Below are 26,820 nucleotides of genomic sequence, written 5' to 3' on the forward strand. Positions count from 1 at the left end.
TGTTTTCTATTCATTTCGACGTTTTTACGCTGAATGCTTTGCTCCACTCGTAGCAGAATGGAATCAAAGTATTCAGCGTTTTTTTATAATTTTTTACGAAAGAAGGATATGAAAGAAATGAAGTTATTACAAGACAAAATTATACAAGAGGGTAAAGTATTATCTTCATCCGTATTAAAAGTTGATTCATTTTTAAACCATCAAATTGATCCGATGCTAATGAAGGAAATTGGTCACGAATTTGCAAATCGTTTCTCTGATCAAGTCATTACAAAGATTTTAACAATAGAATCTTCAGGTATCGCACCATCTGTCATGTTAGGCTTAGAAATTGGCGCGCCTGTCGTGTTCGCTCGTAAACGTAAATCATTAACGCTTTCAGATAACCTTTATTCATCAAAGGTACATTCATTCACAAAAAATGAAACAAATGAGATCTCTGTCTCACGTAATTTCTTAAGTGAAGATGACAATATTTTAATTGTAGATGATTTCTTAGCCAATGGTGAAGCTGTCAAAGGCTTACTTGATATTGCTGCACAAGCAGGTGCGAATGTTGTGGGAGTTGGAATTGTTATTGAAAAGGGCTTCCAAGATGGCGGAAAATTATTGCGTGAGCAAGGTGTTCGCGTTGAGTCATTAGCAATTGTAGATTCTCTTGAAGATGGCAAAGTAACATTTGCTACGGAGGCTCGCGCGTAATGAATACCTTTAAATCGTCTGCGCTAGCGATTCAACATTTACTTGCAATGTATGCTGGAGCCATCTTAGTGCCACTGATTATCGGTGGGGCAATTGGCTTTGATTCAACACAAATGACGTATTTAGTAGCGATTGATATTATGATGTGCGGGATCGCTACACTTTTACAAGTTTATTCAGGTAAATTCATTGGTATCGGCTTACCTGTAGTGCTTGGCTGTACATTCACAGCAGTAAGTCCAATTATTGCGATAGGTACAAACCCAGACCAAGGTATTACGGACATTTATGGTTCTATTATTGCTTCTGGTGTAATTGTAATGATTATTGCAGGCTTCTTCGGTAAGCTTGTGAAATTCTTCCCACCAGTCGTAACAGGGTCAGTTGTTTCGATTATCGGTATTTCCTTATTACCAGTAGCATTAAACAATATGGCAGGTGGACAAGGTGCTGAGGATTTTGCCTCTGCCTCTAATGTAGCTTTAGCGTTTATTACTTTGGTTATCATTTTAATCGTTTATCGTTTTTCTACAGGCTTTGTTCGTGCCATTTCTATTCTGATTGGATTAGTAGTAGGAACAATTTTAGGTGCATTCATGGGGAAAGTTGACTTTAGCCCGGTTTCTGAAGCCGATGCACTTCATATGGTACAACCTTTCTACTTTGGAATGCCAACATTTGATGTAACGGCAATTATTACAATGACACTTGTAGCAATGGTATCCCTAGTAGAATCATCTGGTGTCTATTTTGCACTAAGCGATATTTGTAATAAAAAATTAGATTCAAAAGATTTAGCTCGCGGCTATCGTTCAGAAGGTCTTGCGTCAGTAATCGGTGGTATTTTCAATGCCTTCCCATACACAACATTCTCACAAAACGTGGGACTTACGCGTATGTCAGGCGTTAAGGACCGTAAAGTCATTTACATCACAGGTGGTTTACTAGTAGCACTTGGCTTCCTACCCAAAATCGCAGCGTTAACAACGATTATTCCAACATCCGTACTAGGTGCAGCGATGCTTGCGATGTTCGGAATGGTGATTACACAAGGTATGGGGATGCTTGTACCAGTTATGAATGAATCAGCAGAAAATGCGATGATTGCTGCTGTGGCAGTAAGTTTGGGTGTTGGTGTATCCGTTGTTCCTGGTATTTTTGATGCACTACCAGAAAGTGTTTCTCTTCTAACATCTAACGGTATCGTCTGTGGTTCGGTTACAGCGATTATCCTTAATATTTTATTCAACATGATTGGGCCGAAGCATAAAAAAGACCCGATGCATGGGGAAGTGTAAAGAAAAATATTAAAAATCATCTAAGTGCTCCATTTTTAATTAAAACAATATTGTCACCTGCTTTTATCTATTGCTATAGATTTGAGGAGGTGGCATTTTTTTATGCGGAAAAAGGGGTACCTATTGAGGAATGATACAAATGATGATACTGAATCACTTACTCTACAGCAGGCTTATGACTATTTTTATTCGGCTAAAAAGACTGAAAATATTCGAGAAAAAACACTAGTCACGTATATAGAACATTATCGCTTTTTCACAAATTGGTTAGAGATTACTGATTATAACTTAAAAAGTGTTATTTATTGCAAAGTCGTTCGGATAATCGGACGGCTTTTTTATTTATATGTACTATTTCTGACGATACTTGCAAGTGTAATTTTAGGGAGATATTTATTTCCCTTAATAACAGAAAAGAAGGTTGATTTAGTATGCAAAAAATAACACTACAACATGAAATGGTTACTGATTTGGCTAGAGGTGAGGTACACGAAGAAACCTACATCAAAGTAATTGCCAATATTTTAAACAATGGTCTAATCGCAAAGATTGGGGTACAAGAGTTTGCTACACTTATGGCACTTATTTCATACGTCAATGAGAAAGGAGAATGCTGCCCAACACAAAGGCAATTATCCGAACGAATTGGTGTCCATAGAAAAACAGTTAGTAAGTATATAAATAATTTACTTTCTTTAAAAATTAACGATAAACCAATCGTTACAAGAACTATGGAAACAAAGGGGGATGGGGTATTAGATGGTATAAGATTCATTTATAAAAAAAGGTATTCAGTACGTGTCCTTTTTCATGTGAATTATGCAAGTGTCCCTATGTAAGAACATTTTTACACAAACACATGGAAAAGGAGATAACGTATAAATGCTAAGCAAGAAATCTACACATACGGAAATACGCATTATCGATTCGATTATGGGAAGTGGTAAAACAAGCTGGGCTATCCAATACATCAATGAAAAAAATATGTTAAACACTAAAAAATCTGAATTTTTAAGAATTTTTAGTGTTTTATGTCTTATAATTTGTATCACTCTAAATTTGATAATTGAATAAAACCATATTTATTAAAACTATAAGAAACTTCTATAATATTAGGGAAGAGAGCTTTACCGACTGATAAATTACCCAAAACAGTCAGATTATTATTGTTATTTAAGTTAAAGAAATTAGAACTTACTTGTCCCCAATGAGTAAAGCCAGTCATCGTGTAACTTTTAACATTGCTTATATCTTCAATAACCGGTTGTCCTAGATCAGAATCATAAGAAACTGTAACAGTAGAAGTAATAACAATATTCGCAAGTACAGTATCGTTACTTAGAATTTGTTGATATTTAGAAGGTGCCTGAACATCAAAAGAGACAAAAGGTAAATCAACGATCCCTTTTTCTTTAGTGATGATAGGGATGATTTTATTTCGATATTCTTTCGATACCACCCAATCTTTATCTTTAATTTCTTCAATTTCGTCTACCTTAAAAGGTAGTGAATCAGGATATTTTTCTCGTAATTCTTCTCCTATTTTTAAGTATTCTTGGTAATACTGCTCTTTTTGTGCTTGAGATAATCCTTCTGATGCCTTTGAACTTACTTCAGGTGTATTGATTATGCACAATAATAAAATTAATCCAACAAAAAAACTGGTTTTACGTTTCACTTTTAATTCTCCTTTTCTGTTAAAATTTAGTAACCTTTCAATCTATTTTAAAGTAAAGCAACAAATATTTCATTTTTTTAATCCAAAATTCAAAATTTATACTCATGTAGTGTAAAAACTTATAAGTTATGAACATGCAACGTTAATTTTAAATCGTAGAACATTTGATGGAAATGAATTAAATGTTAGTTACTGGGCATTCCGACTAGGGGATAAGAATGAAAAGAACTTCGAGTCAATGTCTGTGGGAGATTATGTATGTTTTATTACAAGGGATAATGAAGAATACGAAGTGATCGACTCGATAGGTGTACTGAGTGCTAAGTATGTTGATTTAACAATAGGAGAAAAAAATTGGAACGACCCTGATTTTGAATTGATTGTAGAATTTGAAAGTGTCTTTGTGTTAGAAAATAAGTTGCGTTTAACATTCAAACGTGAAAAACTAAATAGCATTTTGCCGAGTGTTCCGAATAGAATCTTCCATAACGGTTATGAAATGTTTAGGCAGTGGATTCTTAACGAACGTATAACACGAACGAAATTAGGTCCGAAGTTAATCGAGGAAGAGGAACTAATCCAAATTATCAAAAATCATTGTGGAGGTACTTACTTAAAAGTGAGGAATGATGGTTCATTAGTAATTAAGGAAAATAAAAGTGAACTAGAAATAGCACAAGTAGATTTAAATTCTTTAGTCGAAGATTTATTTGATAAATTGAATCAAAAAGAGATTGAGTTACCAAATTCCGCTAATGTAATTACTAGAAAGCGGGAAGAGGGAGACGGTAAAAAGTCTTTGAGTTCAAAATCCAATAAGTCGGAAAGAGAAGTGAACTTATTAAGTAAAAAAAAACAAAAGTTACTAGGTTTAATGGGTGAAGAGTACGTATTTAACTTATTGAATGAACGTAATGTTGAATTATTTGCTGAATTAGGTATTAAAAATCCTGATGATATTTTGAGTGTGGAATGGGATAACGATAATTATAAGGAAGACACGGCTAATTTCATTGATAAATCATTAGGACATGATATACGTGTTATTACTAAGTGTAAAACCTTTAAATTAGAAATTAAAACAAATTTTAATAATGCAGGCTATTATTTTATTTCACGAAATGAACTAAAAGAAATGGCAATATATGCTGAAGATTACTATGTTATAAAAGTCAATTATTTGAGTAATTTAATTAGAGGGAAAGCACCAACAGTAATTCTTGAAAACTTCCCATTAGCAAACATCATTGAAAATTTAAATCGTGTTAAATCCATGGAAGTATATATATAATTTATGCAAACAATTTCATACTTAAATAAAACATCCAACATCTTGATCATAGGTGTTGGATATTTTTATTTGAAATCAAAAGGAGGGATATTTTTTTAAGATTGCCATGTATAATTAAATAAAGGAGAGATGCAGATGGAAAACTTTGAAGATCTTTTGCCAAGACATAAATCTGATAATGCGAGAGTAGAAATGATTAAGAAAATGGAGAGAGATAAAATAATACCTTTACTGCCTAGCCTCCTTGAATGGGTTCAAGATATGAATTGGCCAGTGGCCCCAAGTGTATTAGAGTTACTTTTAACTTTTCCAGAAGAAATTATGCCACATGTGCAAGAAGTCTTATCTTCAGATGACGATAACTGGAAATGGTTTATTTTAAACTTTTTAGTTATTGAATTACCAGTAGAGTCAAGAGTTCAGTTTAAAGATTATTTAACAAAAGTGGCTGAAAGACCTACACAGAATGAACTTGCAGAAGAAATGAATGAAATTGCAAAAGAAATTTTGGAGACAATCTAAAAAATAGTATGTAGAGAAATATTTAGTTTAGTTTGTTATTATTTTTGTCACGTATAATAATTTCATATGGAATTTCCTCGATGGATAGTTCTTCTCTTTTCAATTCTATTATCTTATCCACATAATCTATTAGCTGCTTTACCTTTTTATTAGATTGCCAAAACCCTTTTGGCTTTTCTAAGTCCGTTTTAATAATAATTTGTAAGGGTTCAGGATGAAATGAATAGGCGAAACCACTATATTCTTTGAATTCTTTTTTAGTTTCATCTCTTATTGCACTAAATACAGGTTGCCATTCTTGGTCTTTGATTTTACTTTTGCTTTTTTCTTTAATAAAAACCTTAAAGTTCATGCTGGTATTAGAATAAACTGAATTGGCGATAAGCTTTTCTATTTCATTCTTATTTATCAATTCCCCGTTCGTTACCTCAATAATGATTCCCTTACTCGGGTCAATAGTTAATGAATAATTGGTTTTATCATAACCATTCGCTTTTAATAAATCTAAGGTTATTTTTAGTACTTCATTTAGCTTACCATCTTCCTCACTTAATTCATAACCATCCAATGCAATGTATTCCACTTTGAAGTTTTTGTAATCCGTCTCTTTTGCTATATTTAAGATGATATTTTCAATAATACTCTTATTCTTATCAATAAAATCCTTATCTTTGGCTTGAATAGTAAATACACGGTCATCAGGGGAAAAATCAAACCCTATTTGAACGAAACCATTTTTATTAAACTCCTGAGAAATTTTTCTTAATACCTCGTTAATCTTTTCATTTTCCTTTTTAGTTTCCTCCATACTTTTAACTAAAGCCATTTCCAATTCTTCTTCACAATGAGCAGACCTTGATTTATCTAGATTTGTCGTTATGATAATGGCTGTAATTGTAGTGGCAGTAATAAAACCAATTAAGGTTTTTTTCATAATAGTCACCCCTCAAGTAGAATTGTATGTTTTTAACTATTGATTATGATATTAGTTGAAATTTATTTTTTTAAAATAACTATAGATAGTCATATGGAATGTTTAACATTAGATTAAAGGGGAATTTAAAAATAGAATTGTTGAAATAGCATGTAACTCTCTCTTTCAACATATACTTATATAAAACTACTCTCAGAAAGGTCTAGTACAAATGCAAAGTATCGTTTTAATTTTAATCCTACAATTAGTATATGTACCTTTTTTAACATTACGAACAATATTTTTGGTAAAGAATATCACATTCCTTGCAGCGATATTTGGTATGCTGGAGATGTTGGTGTATGTATTTGGCCTTTCACTCGTTTTCAGTGGGAAGCAAAGTATGTTATCTATGGTTGTCTATGCAGTTGGGTTTGGATTAGGTATATTTTTAGGAGCAAAAATAGAACGAAAGCTAGCGATAGGCTATGTTTATACAACCATTAATACGCAAAATAAGAATGAAGAGCTTGTGAAATTTCTTCGTAATGAAGGATTTGCCGTCACGATTTATATCGGAGAAGGGCGAGATAGTAACCGCTATAAATATGAAATCTTAACGAAGAGGAATCGTGAAGGGGAGCTCTTTCAAATAGTAGAGCAATTCGAGCCGAATGCGTTTATTATCTCGTATGAGCCTAAGTCATTTAAAGGCGGCTTTTTACTTGCTCGTATGAAAGCCAAGCAAAAATAATATTCAATATGAAAGGACCCTCGCTAAAAGCGAAGGTCCTTTCATGTTGTTGAAAAAAGAGGATGTCAACGGCAGAAAAAGCAACTTGGCAAGGTGAGGGGTTGATTTCCGTTCCGCCAGCGTCCTTTCCAGAGGGCGTCCGATGATAGCCGCTTCCCTCACTAACGTTCGCTCCAGGGTCTCCTCTGTGACGCTAAATCCCCTAGGAGTGACGCTGGCTCCACTCCAATCAACCATGCTGCAAAGTGTCTTTACTTTTTTTCATAGTAGCATAGCGATCAAATCGCCCATTATCTGTATTCTTATAGGGGATAAGCTTTTATTGGGGAAGTGATGCGTGACAACACCTCTTCCTAAAGAGTAGTGAACACCTTCACTTTATTTGAAAACCTTTGCTAAAAAGTCAGTGGGTTGAAGTGGAAGGCTACTTGACTCCCGTGGGATAGCGAGACAGGCGAAGCCCTGCACGGAGCGGTAGCGGAGGAAGCGATTCGGCGCTCGCCCACAGGAAAGCAAGTAGCCTGCAACGGAAATCCATTTCTACCTTTCAATTGATTATTTTGTTTTTCAACACTAAGAAAGGACCCTCGCTAAAAGCGAAGGTCCTTTTTTACATGTTACATAAATTTTGTTTCAACCCAATTTTTAAATAAGTCAAAGTCTGTATAGACGGTTTCTTTGTAGCTCATTGCTTGTAAAATTGTATGTTCTATAAATACATTCCGTTCTTTGCCGATCGCTTTTAAAATCTCCTCCTCGCTGTGATAGGTAAAAACATGAGAATAATCGATATCAGCTCGGGCATGTATTTTAGCAGCAATTTGTCCCATAAGTGATGTTGTTGTAAAGTAATCCTCTACATCCTTATAGTTTTTAGGCTTAATCTTCTTTTTATAGGGAGAACGTTCTCGAATATAAAATTCCTGTCCATTCATCGTGATAAAGGCTAAATGTGGGTCCTCTAAATGGTGCATGGCTTTTTGAGTTCCAACTACTCGTGCTCCCTGGTGCTCGTAGTGATTCCAAAATAGATCCTGATAAGGGAGGAAGTAGGCAGGAATGGCTGTGCGTACCTCTTTCATTTCTAGCACTAAATCATCGACACCTGATGCACTCTTTTCGTCTTCTACTAAAATATAATAACGTTTTAAACCGATAGAAGCTGTTCCAGAGCCATACTTATAGGCTATGTCTCGAATTTTATATGTAGAAAGTGCGTTTGAAATGGCACTGTATTCCTCAGCAGTGACTGGTTGAATTTCTTCATTCCATAAGAAAGCGCGTTCGCCATCTTCATTGAGATACGTAATATCCTGTAAAAGGTAAGATCGTTGGCGTTTCTCAAGCTTTTTCAATAACCTCTTTGCTGGTCCTTTTGTATTGTCTTTTGTAAAAATAAGTGTTAGAGGATCATCCTGTTTACGCTCAAATCGTTTTAGCTGATCAATATAACTGTTAAGAAAATGCTGAATAGCCGTTTCTTGGGTTGCCTTATGTAAGCCTTGTTCCTCTAAATAGAGCGCAATACTAACACTCATTCTAACAATATCGTATAAATAAGAGCCGACATAGCCCTCATCGAAATCATTGACATCAAAAACAATGGCGCCTGCTTCATTTTGAAAAGCACCGAAGTTATCCATATGCATGTCACCTTGAATCCAAGTCGGTTTTCTATCAGGAGTATGGAAGATTGAGGCGGATTTTGTCATATCAAAATAAAATAGATAGGCACTTCCGCGGAAAAAGCGAAATGGGCTTTCAAGCATTTTACGGTATTTCTCCAAACGCTGTACCTCTGTTAAACGCATTCGTTGAACATCAAACTCTTCAAAGATTGTTTCTAATTGTTCTTGTCTTAAAAAAGTTCTAGTATGTTTCACTTGCTCCAATAAAGCATGCTCCATATTATAATCTCCTTTGTTAATTTAAAATTTACCTGTATATACGGAAATAAATTGAATAAGTTTCGAAGAAATTTAGCAAATGTACTCGATAAAAATGGCTAATCATCTAAGGTTATTTCATAACATGTTCGATAACCTATTTTCATACTATAAGACATGCATAGACACGGAGGGGGGTTGTATGTATTTCTTTACAAAAAGTCTTGTCATTATAATAGGAAGTATTTCATTGTCGTTAGGAATAAACTTATTTTTAACGCCATATGAAATTTTAGATGGGGGAGTAGTAGGGTTAGCGCTAATATTACACTATTTATATAAACTCAAAATTGGTTTAATGATTATTATCATTAGTATTCCGATTTTTATTATCGCTTGGTTTAAATATAAAACCTATTTTTATAATAGTATACACGGTTTAATAACGTCTTCCTTCATTATCGATTTGTTAAAGCCTGTCCGCAATCTTGTGCAAATTGACGCGCTTTATAGTGCCATTCTTGGAGGAATACTTGTAGGCTTTGGCATTGGTCTAATGCTGCGTTTTCAGACAAGCACAGGGGGGACAGACTTAATCGCGCAATTTATCTGTGATAAAACGGGTATCAATGTTGGGATCTTAATATTTTTTATTGATTCCATCGTAATTATTATAGGCGGCTTCCTCCTATCTACCTCGACCTTTCTATTATCCATTATTACAGTGCTAGTAGTGGGTATTACGACAAGCATTATTACTAGTCGAGTTTAATAAACGTAAAAAATAGTTCCAGTATAAACTGAAACTATTTGGGGGTCTGATTATCGAGTGCTTTCAGTAGCTTCTTTTTTGGATGTGCGGGTTTCACTTCGGCAATTAGTATAGCCAGTAAAATAAGTACTGCGCCTACGACCATACGGCTTGTTAGCAATTCATGCAAGAAGATAACGGATAGAGCCATGCCGAAAAAAGATTCGGTTGATAGTATGATTGCAGCCTTTGTGGCAGTTGTATATTGATTGGCCACATTCTGGAAAAGATAAGCTATTGTTGTAGAAAAAATCCCTAGATAAACAAGAGAATAGATTGCTTCTTTTTCAAGGGACGTAGGAATATCGCCTTGGCTAATGACAACTAGAACACCTATTAGGGATGCTGTGAGAAACTGAATAATGGTTAGAGCAATGGCATCTTCCTTTTGAACAAAAAGGTTTGTACAAAAGATATCAAATGCAAAAGCAACCGCACAAGCTAATGATAGGGCATCACCTATATTCATTGTTAATGAGCCTTGTAATGATAAAAAGCCAATACCGACAATCGCTATTATTGACCCAATGATTTCGTAACCATCGATACGACGTTTATAAACGGCATACGCTATTAAAGGGACAATAATAACATTTACTGCGGTTAAAAAGGCATTTTTAGATGGTGTTGTATATTGAAGTCCAACTGTTTGAAGGGCAAACGCTATATACAAAATCGTACCTAATAAAGCTCCCTTCCAAACCACTGATTTCGAAGCCTTTCTTAAGCGGGAGCCAAATAAAACGGTTAATATAATTGAAGCTAATAAGAATCTACCAGCCATTACTTGATAAGCTGTTAAATATTCTAAGGCAATGGCTGTTACAACAAACCCACTACCCCACACGATTGCAGTCACTAATAGCATGCCATCAGCTATGTAAGTTTTCATGTTTTCTTCCTCCTAACTTCAATAGAATAGCATAAGAGGGAAGAAAAGAATTTGATTTTATTTCTAAATATTCAGGCGTTTTTTTGTACTTATTCCAAAGCGATTAGTCACTGTTCATTTTGCTATGTAATAAGTACAATTTAACGGCTGCAGCTAGGCGTTCATAAAAAACATAATCATTATCTATGGGTGCTACTAGCTGACGGATTTTAGCCATGCGATAGCGGATTGTATTTGGATGACAGAATTGTGCTACAGCAACTTCCTTAATATTTCCTTTATTAATGATATAGGTTATGGCGGTCTCCATTAAATCTGGATCAGCCTTATCATCAAGTAAAGGGGCTAAAAAGGAGGTAACATAGTCCATTGAGAATGTTGCATCTTTACGGTACAACTCGATTAATAAACAATCGGATGCGAGATTCTTATAATGACAGCTAGGTAGCTTATCGATTCCAGCGAAAATATTGGCAAAAAAAGCTTCGCGTAATGCCATTGGGAATCCTGTCTGGGTATCATAGCAACTGCTATAACCGAACGTGAATGTATCAGTAGCAATGGCATATAATGTTAGCCATTCATGTAATACCCTTTCAAATTGGAACTGCTGAGATGGATTTGTCATGATGATAAAAAGGCTTTGTTTATAGGAACAAATCAGACCTGATTTTAATAGTGGCTCCAACGAATAAAAGGATTGCATCCAGCTTTGATGGATTGTGTCACTTGCTCGTAAATTTGCTATAAATACATATCTCTCAAAGGGCTTATTGAGCTGTTGTAAAATGGATTTGATTTGCTCCTGTGTTACATCTTCCTCCATTAACCTTCGTAAGATCGTCTCTAAAAAGTAGGAATAATCCTGTGTCTTAGCATAGGCCATCGTTTCTAAAATGATTTTTTCAAAAAACTCATCTCCACCAAAGCGCAATATAGGGAAATTTTGCTGCTCCGCATACGACAAAACTTCTTCAGGTAATTCCTTAAAAATAACAGGCTTGTAAGCTAAAGCACTCGCCCCAAGCTCAATTAGATTTTTAACAGCATTTAATAAATACTCAGGCTCTTGCTTTGCAAATAATAAACTACTTAACACAACACTGTTGGGTGTAAAGACAGTATCTCTGACATGGTGTATATCAGGTGAAAATTCAAAATCTAAAATCTCTACATTTTGAACAGCTTTATGTAAGCCATTGTGACCAGCAACAACAGTGAAATCTTTTGTAATAGGTAGTTGTAAAAAATTCTCTACATTCATGAGTGCATCATTGCCTTTCCTGTAGTAAGCTTCTAGTTTCTATTATAAAATTACTTGTTCATAAAAAACCATTAGTATTAATGCCAATGGGTATCCACCACAAAAAATCTGCTCATTCAGCGGTATACCGTGAAGTGAGCAGATTTCAAGCATTTATCGTTTAGATATTAGCAAAAATATTTGGTTTTCTATTTCTCTGTGAATTTGTTTGCTCAACTGCATACCCTACATTTAAAATACGTCCTTCTTTAAAGGCTGGACCAATAATTTGTAAACCTATTGGTAAGTTTCCTTTAAAGCCACAAGGAACCGAAAGGGCAGGTAAGCCTGTTAAGTTACTAGGGCCTGTAAAGCGGATAATATTATCAATTAAATCTACTTTTTGACCGTTTAACTCTGCAAAATCATCCCCAATTGTACTAGCTACAACAGGTAGGGTAGGGGTAATGAGCACATCTACCACATTAAAAATCTCTGTAAACTCCTGCTTGATTTGACGACGTACCTGTTGAGCCTGCAAGTAATCGACTGCAGAAGGCAATTCGCCAAGCTCAAATAGTAGGCGAATATCGTCACCAAAATCTTGTGGTCTCTTTTGTAAATCTGAATGGTGTATAGCTGCTGCCTCTGAAAGGGACGTCACAAGCTCTGCCCATTCTGCATATTGTAGGGAAGGAATACGTACTACTTCCACTTTTGCTCCTTGGTCTACTAAGCTTTGAATACTTGCTCGAACAGCCTTTTCTACATCAGCATCAACATTTTTAAAGAAATATTCTTCATTGATACCAATCACTAAATCCTTGATATTGCCAGTAAGCTGCTGCACGTAGTTGTCTGTTGGAACATCAATGCAAGTAGGGTCTCGATGATCAAAACCAGCAATGACTTCAAGCAAGCCCGCTGCATCTTTGACTGTCTTAGTCATTGGGCCAATATGATCTAAGCTCCAAGCGAGTGGGTAACAGCCATATTTACTTACACGACCGTGTGTAGGTTTCAAACCAACAATGCCACAAGCAGAGGATGGAATTCGAATGGAGCCTGCTGTATCCGTACCTAGTGAAGCAACACTTGCTCCAGCCGCAACAGCCGACCCTGAGCCTCCACTTGAACCTCCAGGAATTTTATCTAAATCCCATGGGTTGCGAACAGGGCCGTAATGAGGGTTATTATTGGTAATTCCCCAAGCATACTCATGCATGCTTAATTTACCAGTGAAAATAACACCAGCGTCACGAAGCTTTTCAACCACTGTCGCATCATAATCAGAAACGAAGTCCTTATGAATTTTTGAGGACATCGTTGTTATTTTATCTTTAAAATACAAGTTGTCCTTTAAGGCCATAGGTATTCCATGATACATACCTTTATAATGACCTTGGAGAATCTCCTGTTCAACTTCTTTTGCCTTTGCTAATGCTTCTTCCCGATAGAAAGCCATATAGGAATTAATTTTAGGCTGACTTTCCTCAGCAAAATCTAAAATAGCTTTCGTTAATTCCACGGGAGATAGCGTCTTTGATGCAAGTAAAGGTGCCAATTCTTCAACAGATTTTAAATGTAAATCAGTTGTCAATGTGATCACCTCCAGGAATACTACGTACGGCGATATCTGCATCATCAATCGCAATACCTTCTAAATTGCTACGAAGTGACTGCATACCTTCCCAGCGTGTTAATAATAGTTCAAGGTGTTCAGGTTTCGGTGTAATTCCTTTGTTCTCCAATAATTGTTGAATAGACAAGCTCATTAACAGGATCCTCCCTTGAATAATTTTTATCTAAATAGGTTTCCCTATTAAGATCGATACAGTAAAAACGCAAAAAAATATAATAGGTAATATAAACCTATTATTACAATCATACACTAATAATAATTTATATCAAATAAATTATTTGTAATCGTTTTAATATTAAGAAATATTTACTAGACAAGTATTTTATTAAATCCTATTGCTGGAACTGGCTCTTTTTACATACGATTCACAGTCTGTTTACAATCAAAGCGTACAATGAACCATAATAACCAATTGAAGAGGTGCGAGAATGGAGTCTGCTGTGGGCCAAAGCATAAAAACGAGTAATATATTTTCTTTTATAAAATATTTATATGGGCAACATCAAAGCAATACGTTATTTATGAAACGTTTAAAAGCATTGAAACAAATTATTCAGCATAATGATTTACATACATACTTTCAACCGATTGTAGATTTACAATCGAAGCAAACAATGGGATTTGAAGCATTAAATCGACCAATACCTTCAACATTATTTAATAGTGTAGATCAGTTTTATGAGTTTGTAGGACAAACAGATTGCGTGTTTTTATTTGAATGTTTTTGTAGAAATCTTTCCTTACAACGTTTCAAGGAACGCTTACACAAAGATTTGGCGAATAAAAACTTTTTAGTATTTCTTAATATACATCCGAATGTTTTATTAGATAAAAAATACCACAGTGGAGAAACGCTACAATTACTAAAGGAGCTTGGTATTAAACCTCAGCAAGTCGTTTTTGAACTAACTGAACGGAGTGCTGTAATAGATTTTGTGGAGTTTGAACGTGTATTATCACATTATCGATCACAGGGCTATCGCATTGCAGTAGATGATGTAGGGTCGGGCTATAATAGTTTGAAGACGCTCATCTATTTAAAGCCAGAATTCATTAAACTAGACCGTTCATTGATTCAATTCATTGACCAAAATAGTGAGCAACAGCAGCTCGTCACATTGTTAATGAAATATGCTGAACAGGTCAATACTAAAATCATCGCTGAAGGGATTGAACGGCAGGAGGAGCTTGATTATTTGCATCGTATTGGCATTCATTATGCACAGGGTTATGCGATAGGAAAGCCCGCAAAAGAAATACATATGGGGAAAATAAGGGTGGGTGACCATGAAGATAGGGGAAGTCATTGAGAAAGTTCCGTGTATTGATGAATTTGTGAAAAATAAAGACGTAGATGTACTTTTTACGAGTAATCCATCATTGCGTAGCGTTGTTGTCGTGCGTGATGAAAAACCAATTGGACATATTACACGCACACATTTCTATCAAAAAATTGGTACTCGGTATGGCTATCATTTATTAATGGGACGACAAAATCAGCTGATGATGAAGAAAAATCCTTTAATCGTTGATCGTAATACACCAATTACAGAGGTTAGTACATTAGCTATGGCTAGACCTCCTGAGGATTTATATGATGATGTCATCGTCACGAAAAACAATCTATATTATGGCATGGTCAGTATTCGAGAGTTATTGTTAAAGCTTGTAGATACACAGGTAGCCATTGCAAGCTTCCTGAATCCATTAAGTAGTCTTCCTGGCAATAAATTAATCGATGAAAAGTTAGAGGAAGCATTACAGCTATCACAATATAGTTTAATCTATTTTGATTTAGATCATTTTAAATCCTACAATGACACATATGGCTTTAATAAAGGGGATAAAATTTTACGGTATTTAACAGATATACTTAAAAGACATATATGCGGGGTGGAAGATTTTTTAGGACATATTGGTGGAGATGATTTTGTGGCCATTCTGCCGTATTACGAGGCAGAAAAGATATGTCAAAAGATCATAGATGACTTTGATGCCAACATACTTAGTTTTTATGAGTTAGAGGATTTAGCATATGTTCAGGTAGCTAATAGATCAGGCGAACTGGAACCTTTAACATGCACATCCTTATCCATTGCCGTAATTACGAATGAATATCAGTATTTTGACTCTGTCGAACAATTGTCCAATGCAGTCACGCATGTGAAAAAGCAGTGTAAAAAAATCGCAGGTAGCTGTTACCTCATTAATAAACAACAAACCTACTTTGTCCATTAACATAGTGCTTAATGCTAGATTGTTGGAGCTGATATGTAAAATATATGAAGATTTAAATGAAATTGATATATTTTTTGTTTAAAGGGGGATTAGATGGATTCAAGAAGATTGCACATTTGGCAACCTGTCACTTGCTTAGAAAGAGCCCAAATCGTTAATGCTACATTAAATTATACAGATTTAGGACTATGCTTAACATTAATCGATCGAAACAATACAGAAGTTGATATTATCTATGATAAAATGTCCCCAATTCAAGATTATGTTTGGTCTTTCCGCTATACTGGAGAAATTCCACGATCTGATTTAGTAGACAAAGTCAATGAAGCCTTGACCCAGGAACAACCTATAAATTCTTCTGCAGAATGGTTTTATAAAATGAGCAATTCAGATTATATAGATTGGTTTGACCAACTCCCGTGGATTGGAAGCAAAGAAATTCCGACCGTTGAACATCATATCTACTGCTATAATGACGGTGTGTTTGACATCATTAGTGACTACGAACCAAGATTTGTAATTAGAAATAACGCTTAAAAAGGCTGCCCTTAGACTGTTAGTTTTTAACTGTCTAGGGGCAGTTAATCGTTTGTCACCAAATGTAGTGGCATTGATTAAACTAGCTATATATTTACAAACATTCTTTTCTAAGATTATTCCTGTGCCAGAGGATGATTGTTACGCCATTTTTCGGGGTATAATCCTTAGCAAGAAAGCATTTTGTTATAGGAATTTATTAATCTTAATAAAACATACTTGAATTATAGGGATTATGGGTATATAATTCGATTACATTATTATAAAACATCTTAGGAGGCATTCCATTGTCGAATTTACAAATCATTCTTAACGTAGCAGTGTTGCTTGTGTTCGTTGGAATTTTATATGTTATGAATAAAAAGCACGTTAAGTTTTCTAATCGTGTTTTTGCCGGCTTAGGCTTAGGGATTGTACTTGGTCTTGGACTTCATTTTATTTATGGTCTTGATTCTGAAGTATTAGCCAAAACAACATCTTGGTACAATATTATCGGTACTGGGTATGTGAAACTGCTCCAAATGGTAGCAATGCCATTGATATTTATCTCCATTTTAATTGCCTTTACAAAAATGAAGATTGGCAAAAATTTCGGGAAAATGGCAGCACTTATTTTAGCCATTTTAATCGGTACAACAGCAGTTTCAGCAGCTGTAGGTATTTTTTCTGCAACAGTCTTTGATTTAGATGCAACACAAATTTTACAAGGTGATGCAGAAACTGCACGAGGTCAATACCTTGAAGAAAAAACTACGGGCTTAGCAGCTCCTGATCTACCAACACAAATTATTGAGTTATTCCCAGCAAATCCATTCCTTGATTTAACGGGTGCTCGTTCTACGTCAACAATTGCGGTTGTCATTTTCTCAGCATTCCTTGGTTTTGCTTATTTACGTGTGGCACGTAAGGATGAGGGAACAGCAGCTACAATTAAAAAAGGCTTAGATGCCATCTATGCCCTTGTAATGGGTGTTGTAACAATTGTATTACGCTTAACGCCATACGGAATTCTAGCGATTATGGCTCGTACTGTAGCAACATCAGATTTTGGAGCTATCTACAATTTAGGTAAGTTTGTCATTGCTTCTTATGTAGCACTATTTATTGTTTTAATCGTACACTTATTAATCATTACATTAAGTGGTTTAAATCCATTTACGTATTTGAAAAAATCAGCAGAAACATTATTATTCGCCTTTACATCTCGTTCTAGTGCGGGTACTTTACCGATGAATATTAAAACGCAAACAGGTCGTCTTGGGGTATCTGAGGGGATTGCAAACTTCTCAGGCTCATTCGGATTATCAATCGGTCAAAATGGTTGTGCAGGTGTATATCCTGCGATGTTAGCCATTATGATCGCACCAACAGTCGGCATTAATCCACTTGACCCTGTGTTCATTATTACAGTTATCGCAGTAGTAGCAGTTAGCTCGTTTGGTGTAGCAGGTGTTGGTGGTGGTGCAACATTTGCAGCTATCCTTGTATTATCCGCACTTGATTTACCGATTGCTCTAGCAGGTGTATTAATCTCTGTTGAGCCTTTAATTGATATGGGTCGTACAGCGTTAAATGTAAGTGGTTCAATGACTGCTGGTGTTACAACAGCGCGTATTACTAAAGAATTAGATACAGAAATGTATAATAATAAAGAATTAGGTGCTCAAGTAGCAGACCTATAAGATCAACGAAGCCCCTTTAAAGGTAAAACTTTAAAGGGGCTTCATGTTGTTGAAAAAAGATGATGTCAACGGCAGAAAAAGCAACTTGGCAAGGCGAGGGGGTTGATTTCCGTTCCGCCAGCGTCCTTTCCAGGGGGCGTCCGATGAGCCGCTTCACTCACTTCCGTTCGCTCCAGGGTCTCCTCTGTGACGCTAAATCCCCTAGGAGTGACGCTGGCTCCACTCTAATCAACCATGCTGCAAAGTGTCTTTACTTTTTTCATAGCAGCATAGCGATTAAATCGCCCATTAACTGTATTCTTAGAGGGGATGAGCTCTTATTTTCAATGTGAAGAAGTGAAGCGTGACAACACCCCTCTATAAAGAGTAGTAAACACTTTCACTTTATTTGAAAACCTTTGCTAAAAAGTCAGTGGGTTGAAGTGGAAGGCTACTTGACTCCCGTGGGATAGCGAGACAGGCGAAGCCCTGCACGGAGCGGTAGCGGAGGAAGCGATTCGGCGCTCGCCCACAGGAAAGCAAGTAGCCTGCAACGGAAATCCATTTCTACCTTTCAATTGACTGTTTTGTTTTTCAACACTAAGAAGCCCCTTTAAAGGTAAAACTTTAAAGGGGCTTTAGCTTTATACGATTTTTACATAAAAATCTTTACCGTTGATTAATTCGGATATCTCAATATTAAAATTTTGTTTATAGTAATCATAAATATTGTAGGCTAAACCGGAGTGTCCATTCAAATAGGTTCCCTTTTTAATCTCTTTTCGTGGATTATGGAAATCAAAATATAAGCGTGAATCATGACTCATTGTGTTTAAAATAGCAAGAAATTCTTGTTCTTCAATATGAATTCCCCGTGTATACCGACATTCTCTACGATACGTATCATGTGATACATTTACGGGAGAAGCTTCAAGAATCATTTCAATATGTTTATTCAAATGATGACAGCTCCTTTCAAATTATAGGTAAAAACCATAAGAACAATCAGCTTTTATTAATTCTAGTATATAATTGTCAGAAAATTATATCAATATTTTTCTACCAGTCTTGCTGTTGAATTTCTTCTGCTACTAGTTGTAAGTCATAGGCGGTTACTATTAAAAGAGCATACTCATGGGATTCCATATATTTTTCTGCAAGCCGTTTGATATATTTCGGAGAACCCTCATTTTCTTCATCGTAAATTAATAAAAGTCCATCTGTATTTTGGATAATAAATTTGTCCTTCTCAATAAATTGCCATGGTGCTTCATACGGTTTTTTGGTCACGCTTGTGACAAAATCAGCTTGGGCAATTAATGCTTGATACTTTTCTTTTTTATGATCTTGCCAATTTTTCTCTTGCTCTAAGAAAGGTGTGATCACGGCGTATTTTAAATGCGGGAATTCTTTTTTTAACATTAAAACAACTTCAGCACTCCAAGATTCTACGCCCTGCTGACCGCTGATAATCACCCATTCGAGTCCTTCATCAAGCAGTGTACGTAGACGAGCTTCCAGTGCTTTTTTTATGATGACAATGCCGGGATGTTTATCATTAAAGATACCAAGCTCATGTGGTTTATAGCCAGTAATCATAATACGCTGTAACAACAAAATACCCCCTAAGCTGTCTAGTTGTACTACTAGTATACAGTAAGGGGGCAAATGAAAACGATATTGTTTATGAAAAGGCAAATAGTGTTAAAATTACTGCTACAGCTGCACAAATACCTAAAAACCACCATGAGTCAGTAAAGTCTTCTTTTGTGTCACTATTCATAAAAAATAATTCCTTTCTATTTTGCTTGTGTGATGGGCTTTACTTTACCTGCCCAGACCAAGACCAATTTGTCCATATGCGTAAGAGTGTTTCAAATGGACCACGTTTAAATTTTTTTAAATAGGCAAGGCTGAAAACACATTGCAAGCTATACACAACGATTCCGAAAAGGATTCCACCAAAGACGCCTAATTTACCGTATAAGCCAAGGCCATAGCCATAAAAAACAGTTGTACAAATGATGGTTTGTAGTAAATAATTGGTTAATGATAGTTTGCCAACGCTCTCAAATGCAGGAGCCAGTAGTTGAACTGGACGGGTGTTATAAAGGTATGCTGCGAGGCAAACATAGCCAATTGCTAGTAACTGGGAGCCGCCCGTTAATAAGATAGAAGAAAATGCACTTTTACTTTCTATAAAACTTACACTTTTACATATGAGTCCTATAGGTACAAGGAGAGCACCTAACTTATACCATTTCATTTCCTTGTTCATCTCCACAAATGCTTGCTTTTTAGCGAGCGCCATACCAAAGAGGAAGAGAGGTGCGTAGAACATCGGTGCAAAAATTAATATAATGAAGATGAAGGAAGATTCATCCACTCCTGGTATTTCGGCATTAGCTCGAAAATCAAAAATTTCTAAGTAGCTTCCGTTTGCATAAACATCATCCGCTTGCTCGATGTATGTGTGTGTCTCCTTTTGTTCTTTTTTAGACGTTTCCATAGAGCCATATGTTAACGCTGTAGTTAAAACAAATAGGATACCAGCCCAAATAAATAAAGTTTTTGGTTTACGATTAATAAATGGGACTAAAAATAACGTCATACAGCCATAAGAAAATAGAATATCGCCTTCCCACAATAAAATAGAATGTAATAAGCCCAGGGCAATTAAACCTGTTGCACGACGTAAAATAGACCAGCGGCTTTTATTCTTTTTTCTGCGGATGGATTCAATTAATTTAATAAGTGAGAAGCCGAATAAAATAGTGAAGATGGGCATAAATGAGCCTTCAATCACAACTTTTACAAAATATAAAGCCCCGTTATCTAAGGTAGAAAGATTTTTTAATTCATCTTTGCCATACATCCCAAATTGGAAGATCAGCAAATTTGCCATTAAGATGCCAAATAAACTAAATCCACGCATTGTATCAATGAAGGTAACTCGGTTAGTTGTCATTGCGTTTTATCTCCTTAATTGGTTATCTTATACATATAATAATGAGGGAAGCTTATGGTGAAATAATGACTACCTTAAAGTAATCTTAAAAGTAGGTGAGGAAATGCAGGAAGCATCAATTTTAGTGTTAGAGGATGAACGTGCCATTGCTGAAATGATTGAAATCATTTTAAGAAAAGAAGGAATTACCAATATTACATTATGTAACACGATTGAAGAAGCAAAAGATGAAATGAATACTAAAACATTTGACTTTTATCTATTAGATATCATGCTTCCAGATGGAAGTGGGCTGGATATCGCGAATAGTATTCGGGAAAAAAGTGATGCGCCTATTTTTTATTTAACAGCCAAAAGCAGTGATGCAGATAAGCTTCGCGGTTTTATGAATGGCGCAGATGATTATATTACAAAACCATTTAACCCCTTAGAACTTGTAGCGAGAGTAAAGGTGCAGTTAGTCCGTTATATGAAGAAAAAGAATGTACCAGAAAATCATGTATTTACTTGCAGCCGTTTTACATTTGATATTGACGCAGCAGAAATCGAGGTAGACGGTGTGAAGGAAATAATCAGTGGTCGCTTGTTTCATTTATTAAAATATTTATGTGACAATGCAGGGCAAGTATTATCTAAAGAGCAAATATACGAGCGCGTATGGGGAGATTGCTTATTTGATGATAATACTGTGATGGTACATATACGAAAACTACGAGAAAAAATCGAAAAAAATCCTGGGAAGCCAACATGCATTATCACCGTAAGAGGCATAGGCTATAAGCTTGTTGGGGACATTTCTTCATGAAGCCTGCTGGAAAATTAACACTCCGTTTTGTTTCGTATTTCATCATATTCTATCTATTAATCATTTCAGGTTTTATTATAAGTCTGGTGTTTTTTGCTATCTTTATCAATGACCGTGTTGGTGACAACATTCATGTGATGAGCTCCTTTGAAATTGAAGATGATGCAGTTGTAGAGAAAGGGAAGACGATTAAAATTGCTGATTATTTAGTGAAGAGAGCTGAGGAAAATGTAGGACAGCTCTATTTATTTGATCCATCCATGACGATCGTTGATTATACAGGAGAGACATGCGGACTATGTGGAAAGTCCGATAGCGAAATATTGGCATTGAAGCAACCGGGCATGCATACATGGGAACTGCCGAATTACTACTTATTATTTATTCCGAATACGCCTGTCCAACCACTTTTTGAGGAGGCACTTGATAATTGGAAGGCAACAGGGGACATTTCAGCTGTAACTCTGCAACGTCTAAAAGATAATAAAGCCAGTGTTGAAATTTATGATGAGCAATGGAATCGGATTGATGTTATAGGCGAGCGGTATGAGAAGCTAAATAAACCGCAATTACTAGAGGAAAAATACGATATTTTTGAGCATGAGGAGCTCAAGCAAAGCGCAGCCTTAGCCAATGATGTGACATTTGTTGTACGAATGCCTAACCCGTCTTATAAGCCATTTGAAGAGCCTTTTAATAAAGCAATGGTACTGTTTGTTTCTATCTTCTTTGGAGGGCATATTATTTTGCTGTTGGGTGTTATCTTTTTGTCTATTAGTATTTCACGTCAATTCGTGCGTCCACTAGTCTATGTTATATCGCGCATTGAGCGACTAACCCAATTCGATTACAGTGAAATTAGTGACAAAAAAATCCATCATAAAAAAACAGGAAAGTTGAAAAGGAAATTTAAATTATTCCAACCTGTTGAGGAGTCACTCAACCACTTATCGGAGAGACTTGATTCAAATGAAAGGCAAATTAAGCACGGAGAGCAATTACGTGAAGAGTGGATAACAGGTTTATCGCATGATTTAAAGACGCCGTTAAGCTCAATTTATGGCTATTCAACGATGCTAGCATCTGAAGATTATGAGTGGACAAAGGATGAGATGCGTATTTTTGCACAGACCATGCAGGAAAAGGCAACCTATATGGATGCACTTATTCAGGATTTAACGTATACGTATCAGTTAAAAAATAAAGCTATACAGCTTGATAAAGTGTTACTTCCGCTAGCAACATGGTTACCACAATTTGCAGACGAACAGGTATGTGTGAAGGTATATGGTGATGTGTTGCTACAAGCAGATGAGCTTTTACTTAAGCGGATAATGGATAATTTAATTACTAATGCGAAAAAGTATACCCCTGAAGGCACCAAGGTGATTGTAGAAGCGCAACATACAGGTAAAGAAGTGATGCTTACCATTGCTGACCAAGGACCTGGCATTCCTCAGGAGGAGCTCGATAATCTATTCGAACGCTATTATCGAGGTACGAATACGACAGACGATATAACAGGAACAGGGCTAGGACTAGCCATCACGAAGCAGCTCATTGATTTACACAATGGCACGATTAGTGTTCGCTCAGGTCAGGACGGGACAATTTTTGTTCTAAAATTTCAATGTCATTAGTGTGGATCTCCTTGCTTTTCTAGGACTCTGTCATAGAACTTAATCTCATTCAACATAGTAAAGAGGTATCAAAGTGTTCATTTGATACCTCTTTACTATGTTGAAAAACAAAACAGTCAATTGAAAGGTAGAAATGAATTTCCGTTGCAGGCTACTTGCTTTCCTGTGGGCGAGCGCCGAATCGCTTCCTCCGCTACCGCTCCGTGCAGGGTTTCGCCTGTCTCGCTATCCCACGGGAGTCAAGTAGCCTTCCACTCCAATCAACAAAAGTGTTACCTTTTTAGCAAAGGTTTTCAAATAAAGTGAAGGTGTTCACTATTCCTTATGAAGAGGTGTTGTCACGCATCACTTCCCCAATAAGAGCTTATCCCCGCTAAGAATACAGATAATGGGCGATTTGATCGCTACTATGAAAAAAGTAAAGACACTTTGCAGAATGGTTGATTGGAGTGGAGCCAGCGTCACTCCTAGGGGATTTAGCGTCACAGAGGAGACCCTGGAGCGAACGTAAGTGAGTGAAGCGGCTCATCGGACGCCCCCTGGAAAGGACGCTGGCGGAACGGAAATCAACCCCTCACCTTGCAAAGTTGCTATTTCTGCCGTTGACATCATCTTTTTTCAACAACATGAAAGAGGTATCAAGCTGTTCATTTGATACCTCTTTTTTTATTTATTTTTCGTACAGCGTTCAGTTGGCTGTTCAATTTTTACGTAACGCCATAAGTTATTGGCGATGTCGCGGGCTTCTGCGATATGTTCTGTGCCGACAAATGCCTTACGGAAAGGGGTAAGAAGTGATTCGATGATAAAAAGCTTTGGTTTTTCGTTTTGTAATTCTTCTAATAAGAATTGTGCATATTCCAAACCTTCCATTGTTTCATTGTTCGATAATCCCTTTGTAAAGCCTTGTAGTTGTTCAATGACCATTTCTTTTGTAACGGTTTTATAGTTCACGACATTTTGAATGGTATTGATCATTTCAACACTCACGATAATCTCTTTCGACTCAAGCATAGTGGGTATAATTACGCTAATATTGCGCAATGCTACACGTACAATCGCTTCTCGATTGATATATTTATAATCGGCAATAAAGACAGCACGTAGAGTGAGGTTAATCATCCCAAGTGTTTGAACAGCACATTCATAGCTAATAGGGCTAATCTCTTCGCCAAATACTTGTACTAGACGATTGGCGAGCCATTCTAATTCTTGTAAATGGTAATTAATAATAATTTTTTTTAGTTCTTTATCTCTTGATTGGAAGATGGATTCGAATATCTGTACTAAATTATGTTCACGATTAACATACATGAGAACAGCGACTTGCTGTGTCAATACTTCTAAATCTGTAGGGTCTTTACCATAGATGAGCTCATGGCGGCGATTACTAGCTTCTTCGCGCCCTTCATCCAAAATGGCGATTAAGCATTCATTTTTCGAAGGAAAGTGATTATAAAATGTACCTTTTGAGATTTTAGCCGCATTGATGATGTCATTAATCGATGTATCTAGAAAGCCTTTTTCAATAAAAAGTTCACGTGCTGCTGTTATAATTTGTCTTTTTCTTTTGTTCATGACCTCACCTTTTTTATAATATTATACTCTTATTCTACCTTTGAAACGTATTTATATCAACGTTTATAAAAAATATAAACTTATTTGTTGAAAAAAGTAGACTACGAGTATAAAATAAGTTTTATCGTAAAACACAAGAAAGAATTGAGGGATATAAATGAATAGTGAGCAAACAATGAAAAAGCCCCCTTATGGCATGATAGCTATTCTATTTGTGGGTGCTTTTGTTGCTTTTCTAAACAACACATTGTTGAATGTGGCATTACCAACAATCATGAAAGATTTTGGGATTACCTATTCAAAAGTACAATGGTTAGCAACAGGGTATATGCTTGTGAGCGGTATTTTAGTGCCAGCTTCAGCATTCTTTGTGACACGCTTTAAAAATAGACATTTATTTATAACAGCGATGTCCATCTTTACAATCGGTACAATTATGGCAGGCTTTGCACCTAACTTTGGTGTGCTATTAGCAGGTCGTATGGTGCAAGCAGCCGGGGCATCTAGTATGTCACCACTTTTAATGAACGTTATGCTAACAAGCTTCCCAAAAGAGAAGCGTGGAGCGGCAATGGGGATCTTTGGTTTAGTTATGATTATGGCGCCAGCAATCGGTCCTACATTATCAGGATATATTGTGGAGCATCATGATTGGCGTATGCTTTTCCAAATGATTATTCCATTTGCTTTAATTAGTTTATTATTTGGTGTTTGGAAACTAAGAAACGTGATGGAGACACGTGAAGTTCACTTAGATTTCCTTTCAGTCCTTTTATCAACAGTTGCATTTGGTGGTATTTTATATGGCTTTAGTACAGCAGGAGATAAAGGTTGGTCAAGTCCATGGGTATATGGCACAATTACGATTGGCTTCATTGCTTTAGTTATTTTCGTTGTTAAACAGCTGAAAATGGATGAGCCATTACTGGAATTACGTATTTATAAGTATCCGATGTTTGCTTTAGGGTCAGTTATCTCAGTTATTGTCTCTATGGCAATGTTCTCAGGGATGATTTTAACACCAGCATATGTACAGTCTATCCGTGGTATCGAACCATTTGAAGCAGGTTTGATGATGCTTCCAGGGGCACTTGTCATGGGGATTATGTCACCAATCACTGGTAAGCTTTTTGATAAATTTGGTCCTCGTGTGCTGGCCATTATTGGATTAACGATTACAACAATCGCAACTTTCGGTTTAACGAAATTAGAAATTGATTCAAGCTACACATATATCGTATCGATGTATACAATTCGTATGTTCGGTATGTCGATGGTCATGATGCCTATTATGACAAACGGTTTAAATCAACTACCACAAATGATGAATCCTCATGGTACAGCGATTAACAATACATTACAGCAGGTATCAGGAGCAATCGGTAGTGCGATCTTAGTAACATTTATGAATAACCGTACAAAAGTTAAAGCGGAAGAATTAATTGCAGAAGCAAAAGCGAATGCTGCACAATCAGGAGCAGCGCCTACAGCAGAGCAAATGCAGCAAATGCAAGATCAAATTATGCAAACTGCCTTATTAGATGGTATTACGCATTCCTTCTTAATTGCAGCTGCAATAACAGTGATTGCAGTGGTACTCGCATTCTTCTTGAAACGCGTAAAAGTTGAAAGCGCAGCAGCGTCAATGGATTTAAAAAAGCCAACTAAATAATCAAGTGAATCCCTAGCCAGTAAACATTTACTAGCTAGGGATTTTTTAATTGAGCTTATATGAAAAAAAATTTTAGGATTATTGTTATT

At 36.1% G+C, this 26,820-nt stretch carries 25 protein-coding genes; 14 read left to right on the forward strand and 11 right to left on the reverse strand.

Annotated features, from left to right (window positions below; all coding sequences use genetic code 11):
• The first annotated feature begins 117 nt into the window (after positions 1–117).
• The 3 genes from MHB65_RS01430 to MHB65_RS01440 all read left to right on the forward strand — a co-directional run bounded on the left by MHB65_RS01430 (position 118) and on the right by MHB65_RS01440 (position 2,839).
• Entirely contained in the window at positions 118–702 is a 585-nt protein-coding gene (locus tag MHB65_RS01430) for a xanthine phosphoribosyltransferase (RefSeq protein WP_205446513.1), read from the forward strand.
• The gene (locus MHB65_RS01435) at positions 702–2,000 is read left to right on the forward strand and encodes a nucleobase:cation symporter-2 family protein (RefSeq protein WP_342442252.1); all 1,299 of its coding nucleotides are present in this window, start codon (positions 702–704) and stop codon (positions 1,998–2,000) included. The genes MHB65_RS01430 and MHB65_RS01435 overlap by 1 nt, the downstream gene beginning before the upstream one ends.
• A 431-nt stretch (positions 2,001–2,431) precedes the next feature.
• Entirely contained in the window at positions 2,432–2,839 is a 408-nt protein-coding gene (locus tag MHB65_RS01440; protein ID WP_342442253.1) for a helix-turn-helix domain-containing protein, read from the forward strand.
• Between the two features lie 209 nt (positions 2,840–3,048).
• Here MHB65_RS01440 and MHB65_RS01445 read toward each other — a convergent pair whose 3' ends face one another.
• Positions 3,049–3,678 (reverse strand): hypothetical protein, encoded by a 630-nt coding sequence (locus MHB65_RS01445; RefSeq protein WP_342442254.1) that lies wholly within the window; start codon positions 3,676–3,678, stop codon positions 3,049–3,051.
• Between the two features lie 244 nt (positions 3,679–3,922).
• On the opposite strand from MHB65_RS01445, the gene MHB65_RS01450 reads away from it, so the two are divergent.
• Both MHB65_RS01450 and MHB65_RS01455 read left to right on the forward strand, forming a co-directional pair.
• Positions 3,923–4,969 (forward strand): DUF3883 domain-containing protein, encoded by a 1,047-nt coding sequence (locus tag MHB65_RS01450; protein ID WP_342442255.1) that lies wholly within the window; start codon positions 3,923–3,925, stop codon positions 4,967–4,969.
• Positions 4,970–5,104: 135 nt separating this feature from the next.
• Entirely contained in the window at positions 5,105–5,491 is a 387-nt protein-coding gene (locus MHB65_RS01455) for a DUF5071 domain-containing protein (protein ID WP_342442256.1), read from the forward strand.
• Between the two features lie 22 nt (positions 5,492–5,513).
• Here MHB65_RS01455 and MHB65_RS01460 read toward each other — a convergent pair whose 3' ends face one another.
• Positions 5,514–6,425, reverse strand: a complete 912-nt coding sequence (locus MHB65_RS01460; protein WP_342442257.1) for a hypothetical protein — start codon at positions 6,423–6,425, stop codon at positions 5,514–5,516.
• Between the two features lie 211 nt (positions 6,426–6,636).
• On the opposite strand from MHB65_RS01460, the gene MHB65_RS01465 reads away from it, so the two are divergent.
• On the forward strand, positions 6,637–7,158 hold the full coding sequence (locus MHB65_RS01465; protein ID WP_004227692.1) for a DUF2179 domain-containing protein: 522 nt from the start codon (positions 6,637–6,639) through the stop codon (positions 7,156–7,158).
• Positions 7,159–7,775: 617 nt separating this feature from the next.
• Here the strand turns inward: MHB65_RS01465 and MHB65_RS01470 are convergent.
• Positions 7,776–9,065: a DUF2252 family protein gene (locus MHB65_RS01470; protein WP_342442258.1), complete on the reverse strand. Its 1,290-nt coding sequence runs from the start codon at positions 9,063–9,065 to the stop codon at positions 7,776–7,778.
• A 181-nt stretch (positions 9,066–9,246) separates the two neighbouring features.
• Here MHB65_RS01470 and MHB65_RS01475 point away from each other — a divergent pair, with 181 nt between their 5' ends.
• Entirely contained in the window at positions 9,247–9,816 is a 570-nt protein-coding gene (locus MHB65_RS01475; protein ID WP_342442259.1) for a YitT family protein, read from the forward strand.
• A 34-nt stretch (positions 9,817–9,850) separates the two neighbouring features.
• Here MHB65_RS01475 and MHB65_RS01480 read toward each other — a convergent pair whose 3' ends face one another.
• From MHB65_RS01480 to MHB65_RS01495, 4 genes are all read right to left on the reverse strand, one after another.
• Complete coding sequence (locus tag MHB65_RS01480; protein ID WP_205446530.1) at positions 9,851–10,747, reverse strand: DMT family transporter; 897 nt, start codon at positions 10,745–10,747, stop codon at positions 9,851–9,853.
• Positions 10,748–10,850: 103 nt separating this feature from the next.
• On the reverse strand, positions 10,851–12,011 hold the full coding sequence (locus tag MHB65_RS01485; protein ID WP_342442260.1) for a PucR family transcriptional regulator: 1,161 nt from the start codon (positions 12,009–12,011) through the stop codon (positions 10,851–10,853).
• A gap of 160 nt (positions 12,012–12,171) precedes the next feature.
• Positions 12,172–13,590, reverse strand: coding sequence for an amidase (locus MHB65_RS01490; protein WP_342442261.1), 1,419 nt, complete (start codon positions 13,588–13,590; stop codon positions 12,172–12,174).
• Positions 13,580–13,765 carry a hypothetical protein gene (locus MHB65_RS01495; protein WP_205446533.1) on the reverse strand — a complete coding sequence of 62 codons (186 nt, stop codon included), beginning with the start codon at positions 13,763–13,765 and terminating at the stop codon, positions 13,580–13,582. The genes MHB65_RS01490 and MHB65_RS01495 overlap by 11 nt, the downstream gene beginning before the upstream one ends.
• 295 nt (positions 13,766–14,060) lie before the next feature.
• On the opposite strand from MHB65_RS01495, the gene MHB65_RS01500 reads away from it, so the two are divergent.
• The 4 genes from MHB65_RS01500 (at position 14,061) to MHB65_RS01515 (ending at position 18,089) form a co-directional block, all read left to right on the forward strand.
• Entirely contained in the window at positions 14,061–14,942 is an 882-nt protein-coding gene (locus MHB65_RS01500; protein ID WP_205446534.1) for an EAL domain-containing protein, read from the forward strand.
• Positions 14,920–15,870, forward strand: coding sequence for a GGDEF domain-containing protein (locus MHB65_RS01505; protein WP_342442262.1), 951 nt, complete (start codon positions 14,920–14,922; stop codon positions 15,868–15,870). The genes MHB65_RS01500 and MHB65_RS01505 overlap by 23 nt, the downstream gene beginning before the upstream one ends.
• A gap of 93 nt (positions 15,871–15,963) precedes the next feature.
• Complete coding sequence (locus MHB65_RS01510; protein ID WP_205446536.1) at positions 15,964–16,407, forward strand: hypothetical protein; 444 nt, start codon at positions 15,964–15,966, stop codon at positions 16,405–16,407.
• Positions 16,408–16,694: 287 nt separating this feature from the next.
• Complete coding sequence (locus MHB65_RS01515; protein ID WP_205446537.1) at positions 16,695–18,089, forward strand: L-cystine transporter; 1,395 nt, start codon at positions 16,695–16,697, stop codon at positions 18,087–18,089.
• Between the two features lie 623 nt (positions 18,090–18,712).
• On the opposite strand, the gene MHB65_RS01520 is transcribed toward MHB65_RS01515, so the two are convergent.
• The 3 genes from MHB65_RS01520 to MHB65_RS01530 form a co-directional block, all read right to left on the reverse strand.
• Entirely contained in the window at positions 18,713–19,027 is a 315-nt protein-coding gene (locus MHB65_RS01520; protein WP_342442263.1) for a hypothetical protein, read from the reverse strand.
• Positions 19,028–19,127: 100 nt separating this feature from the next.
• Positions 19,128–19,682 (reverse strand): DUF1273 domain-containing protein, encoded by a 555-nt coding sequence (locus MHB65_RS01525; RefSeq protein WP_205446539.1) that lies wholly within the window; start codon positions 19,680–19,682, stop codon positions 19,128–19,130.
• Positions 19,683–19,890: 208 nt separating this feature from the next.
• The gene (locus tag MHB65_RS01530) at positions 19,891–21,036 is read right to left on the reverse strand and encodes a DUF418 domain-containing protein (protein ID WP_342442264.1); all 1,146 of its coding nucleotides are present in this window, start codon (positions 21,034–21,036) and stop codon (positions 19,891–19,893) included.
• A 103-nt stretch (positions 21,037–21,139) separates the two neighbouring features.
• Here MHB65_RS01530 and MHB65_RS01535 point away from each other — a divergent pair, with 103 nt between their 5' ends.
• Both MHB65_RS01535 and MHB65_RS01540 read left to right on the forward strand, forming a co-directional pair.
• Positions 21,140–21,841: a response regulator transcription factor gene (locus tag MHB65_RS01535; RefSeq protein ID WP_342442265.1), complete on the forward strand. Its 702-nt coding sequence runs from the start codon at positions 21,140–21,142 to the stop codon at positions 21,839–21,841.
• Positions 21,838–23,481, forward strand: a complete 1,644-nt coding sequence (locus MHB65_RS01540) for a HAMP domain-containing sensor histidine kinase (protein WP_342442266.1) — start codon at positions 21,838–21,840, stop codon at positions 23,479–23,481. Before MHB65_RS01535 ends, MHB65_RS01540 begins: the two co-directional genes overlap by 4 nt.
• A 666-nt stretch (positions 23,482–24,147) precedes the next feature.
• On the opposite strand, the gene MHB65_RS01545 is transcribed toward MHB65_RS01540, so the two are convergent.
• A complete protein-coding gene (locus MHB65_RS01545) occupies positions 24,148–25,059 on the reverse strand; it encodes a TetR/AcrR family transcriptional regulator (RefSeq protein WP_342442267.1) in 912 nt (303 codons plus the stop codon).
• 157 nt (positions 25,060–25,216) lie between these two features.
• Here MHB65_RS01545 and MHB65_RS01550 point away from each other — a divergent pair, with 157 nt between their 5' ends.
• Positions 25,217–26,731, forward strand: a complete 1,515-nt coding sequence (locus tag MHB65_RS01550) for a DHA2 family efflux MFS transporter permease subunit (RefSeq protein ID WP_205446544.1) — start codon at positions 25,217–25,219, stop codon at positions 26,729–26,731.
• Positions 26,732–26,820 lie beyond the last annotated feature (89 nt).

It is taken from the genome of Lysinibacillus sp. FSL K6-0075 (assembly GCF_038592945.1).
Lineage (GTDB): Bacteria > Bacillota > Bacilli > Bacillales_A > Planococcaceae > Lysinibacillus > Lysinibacillus fusiformis_F.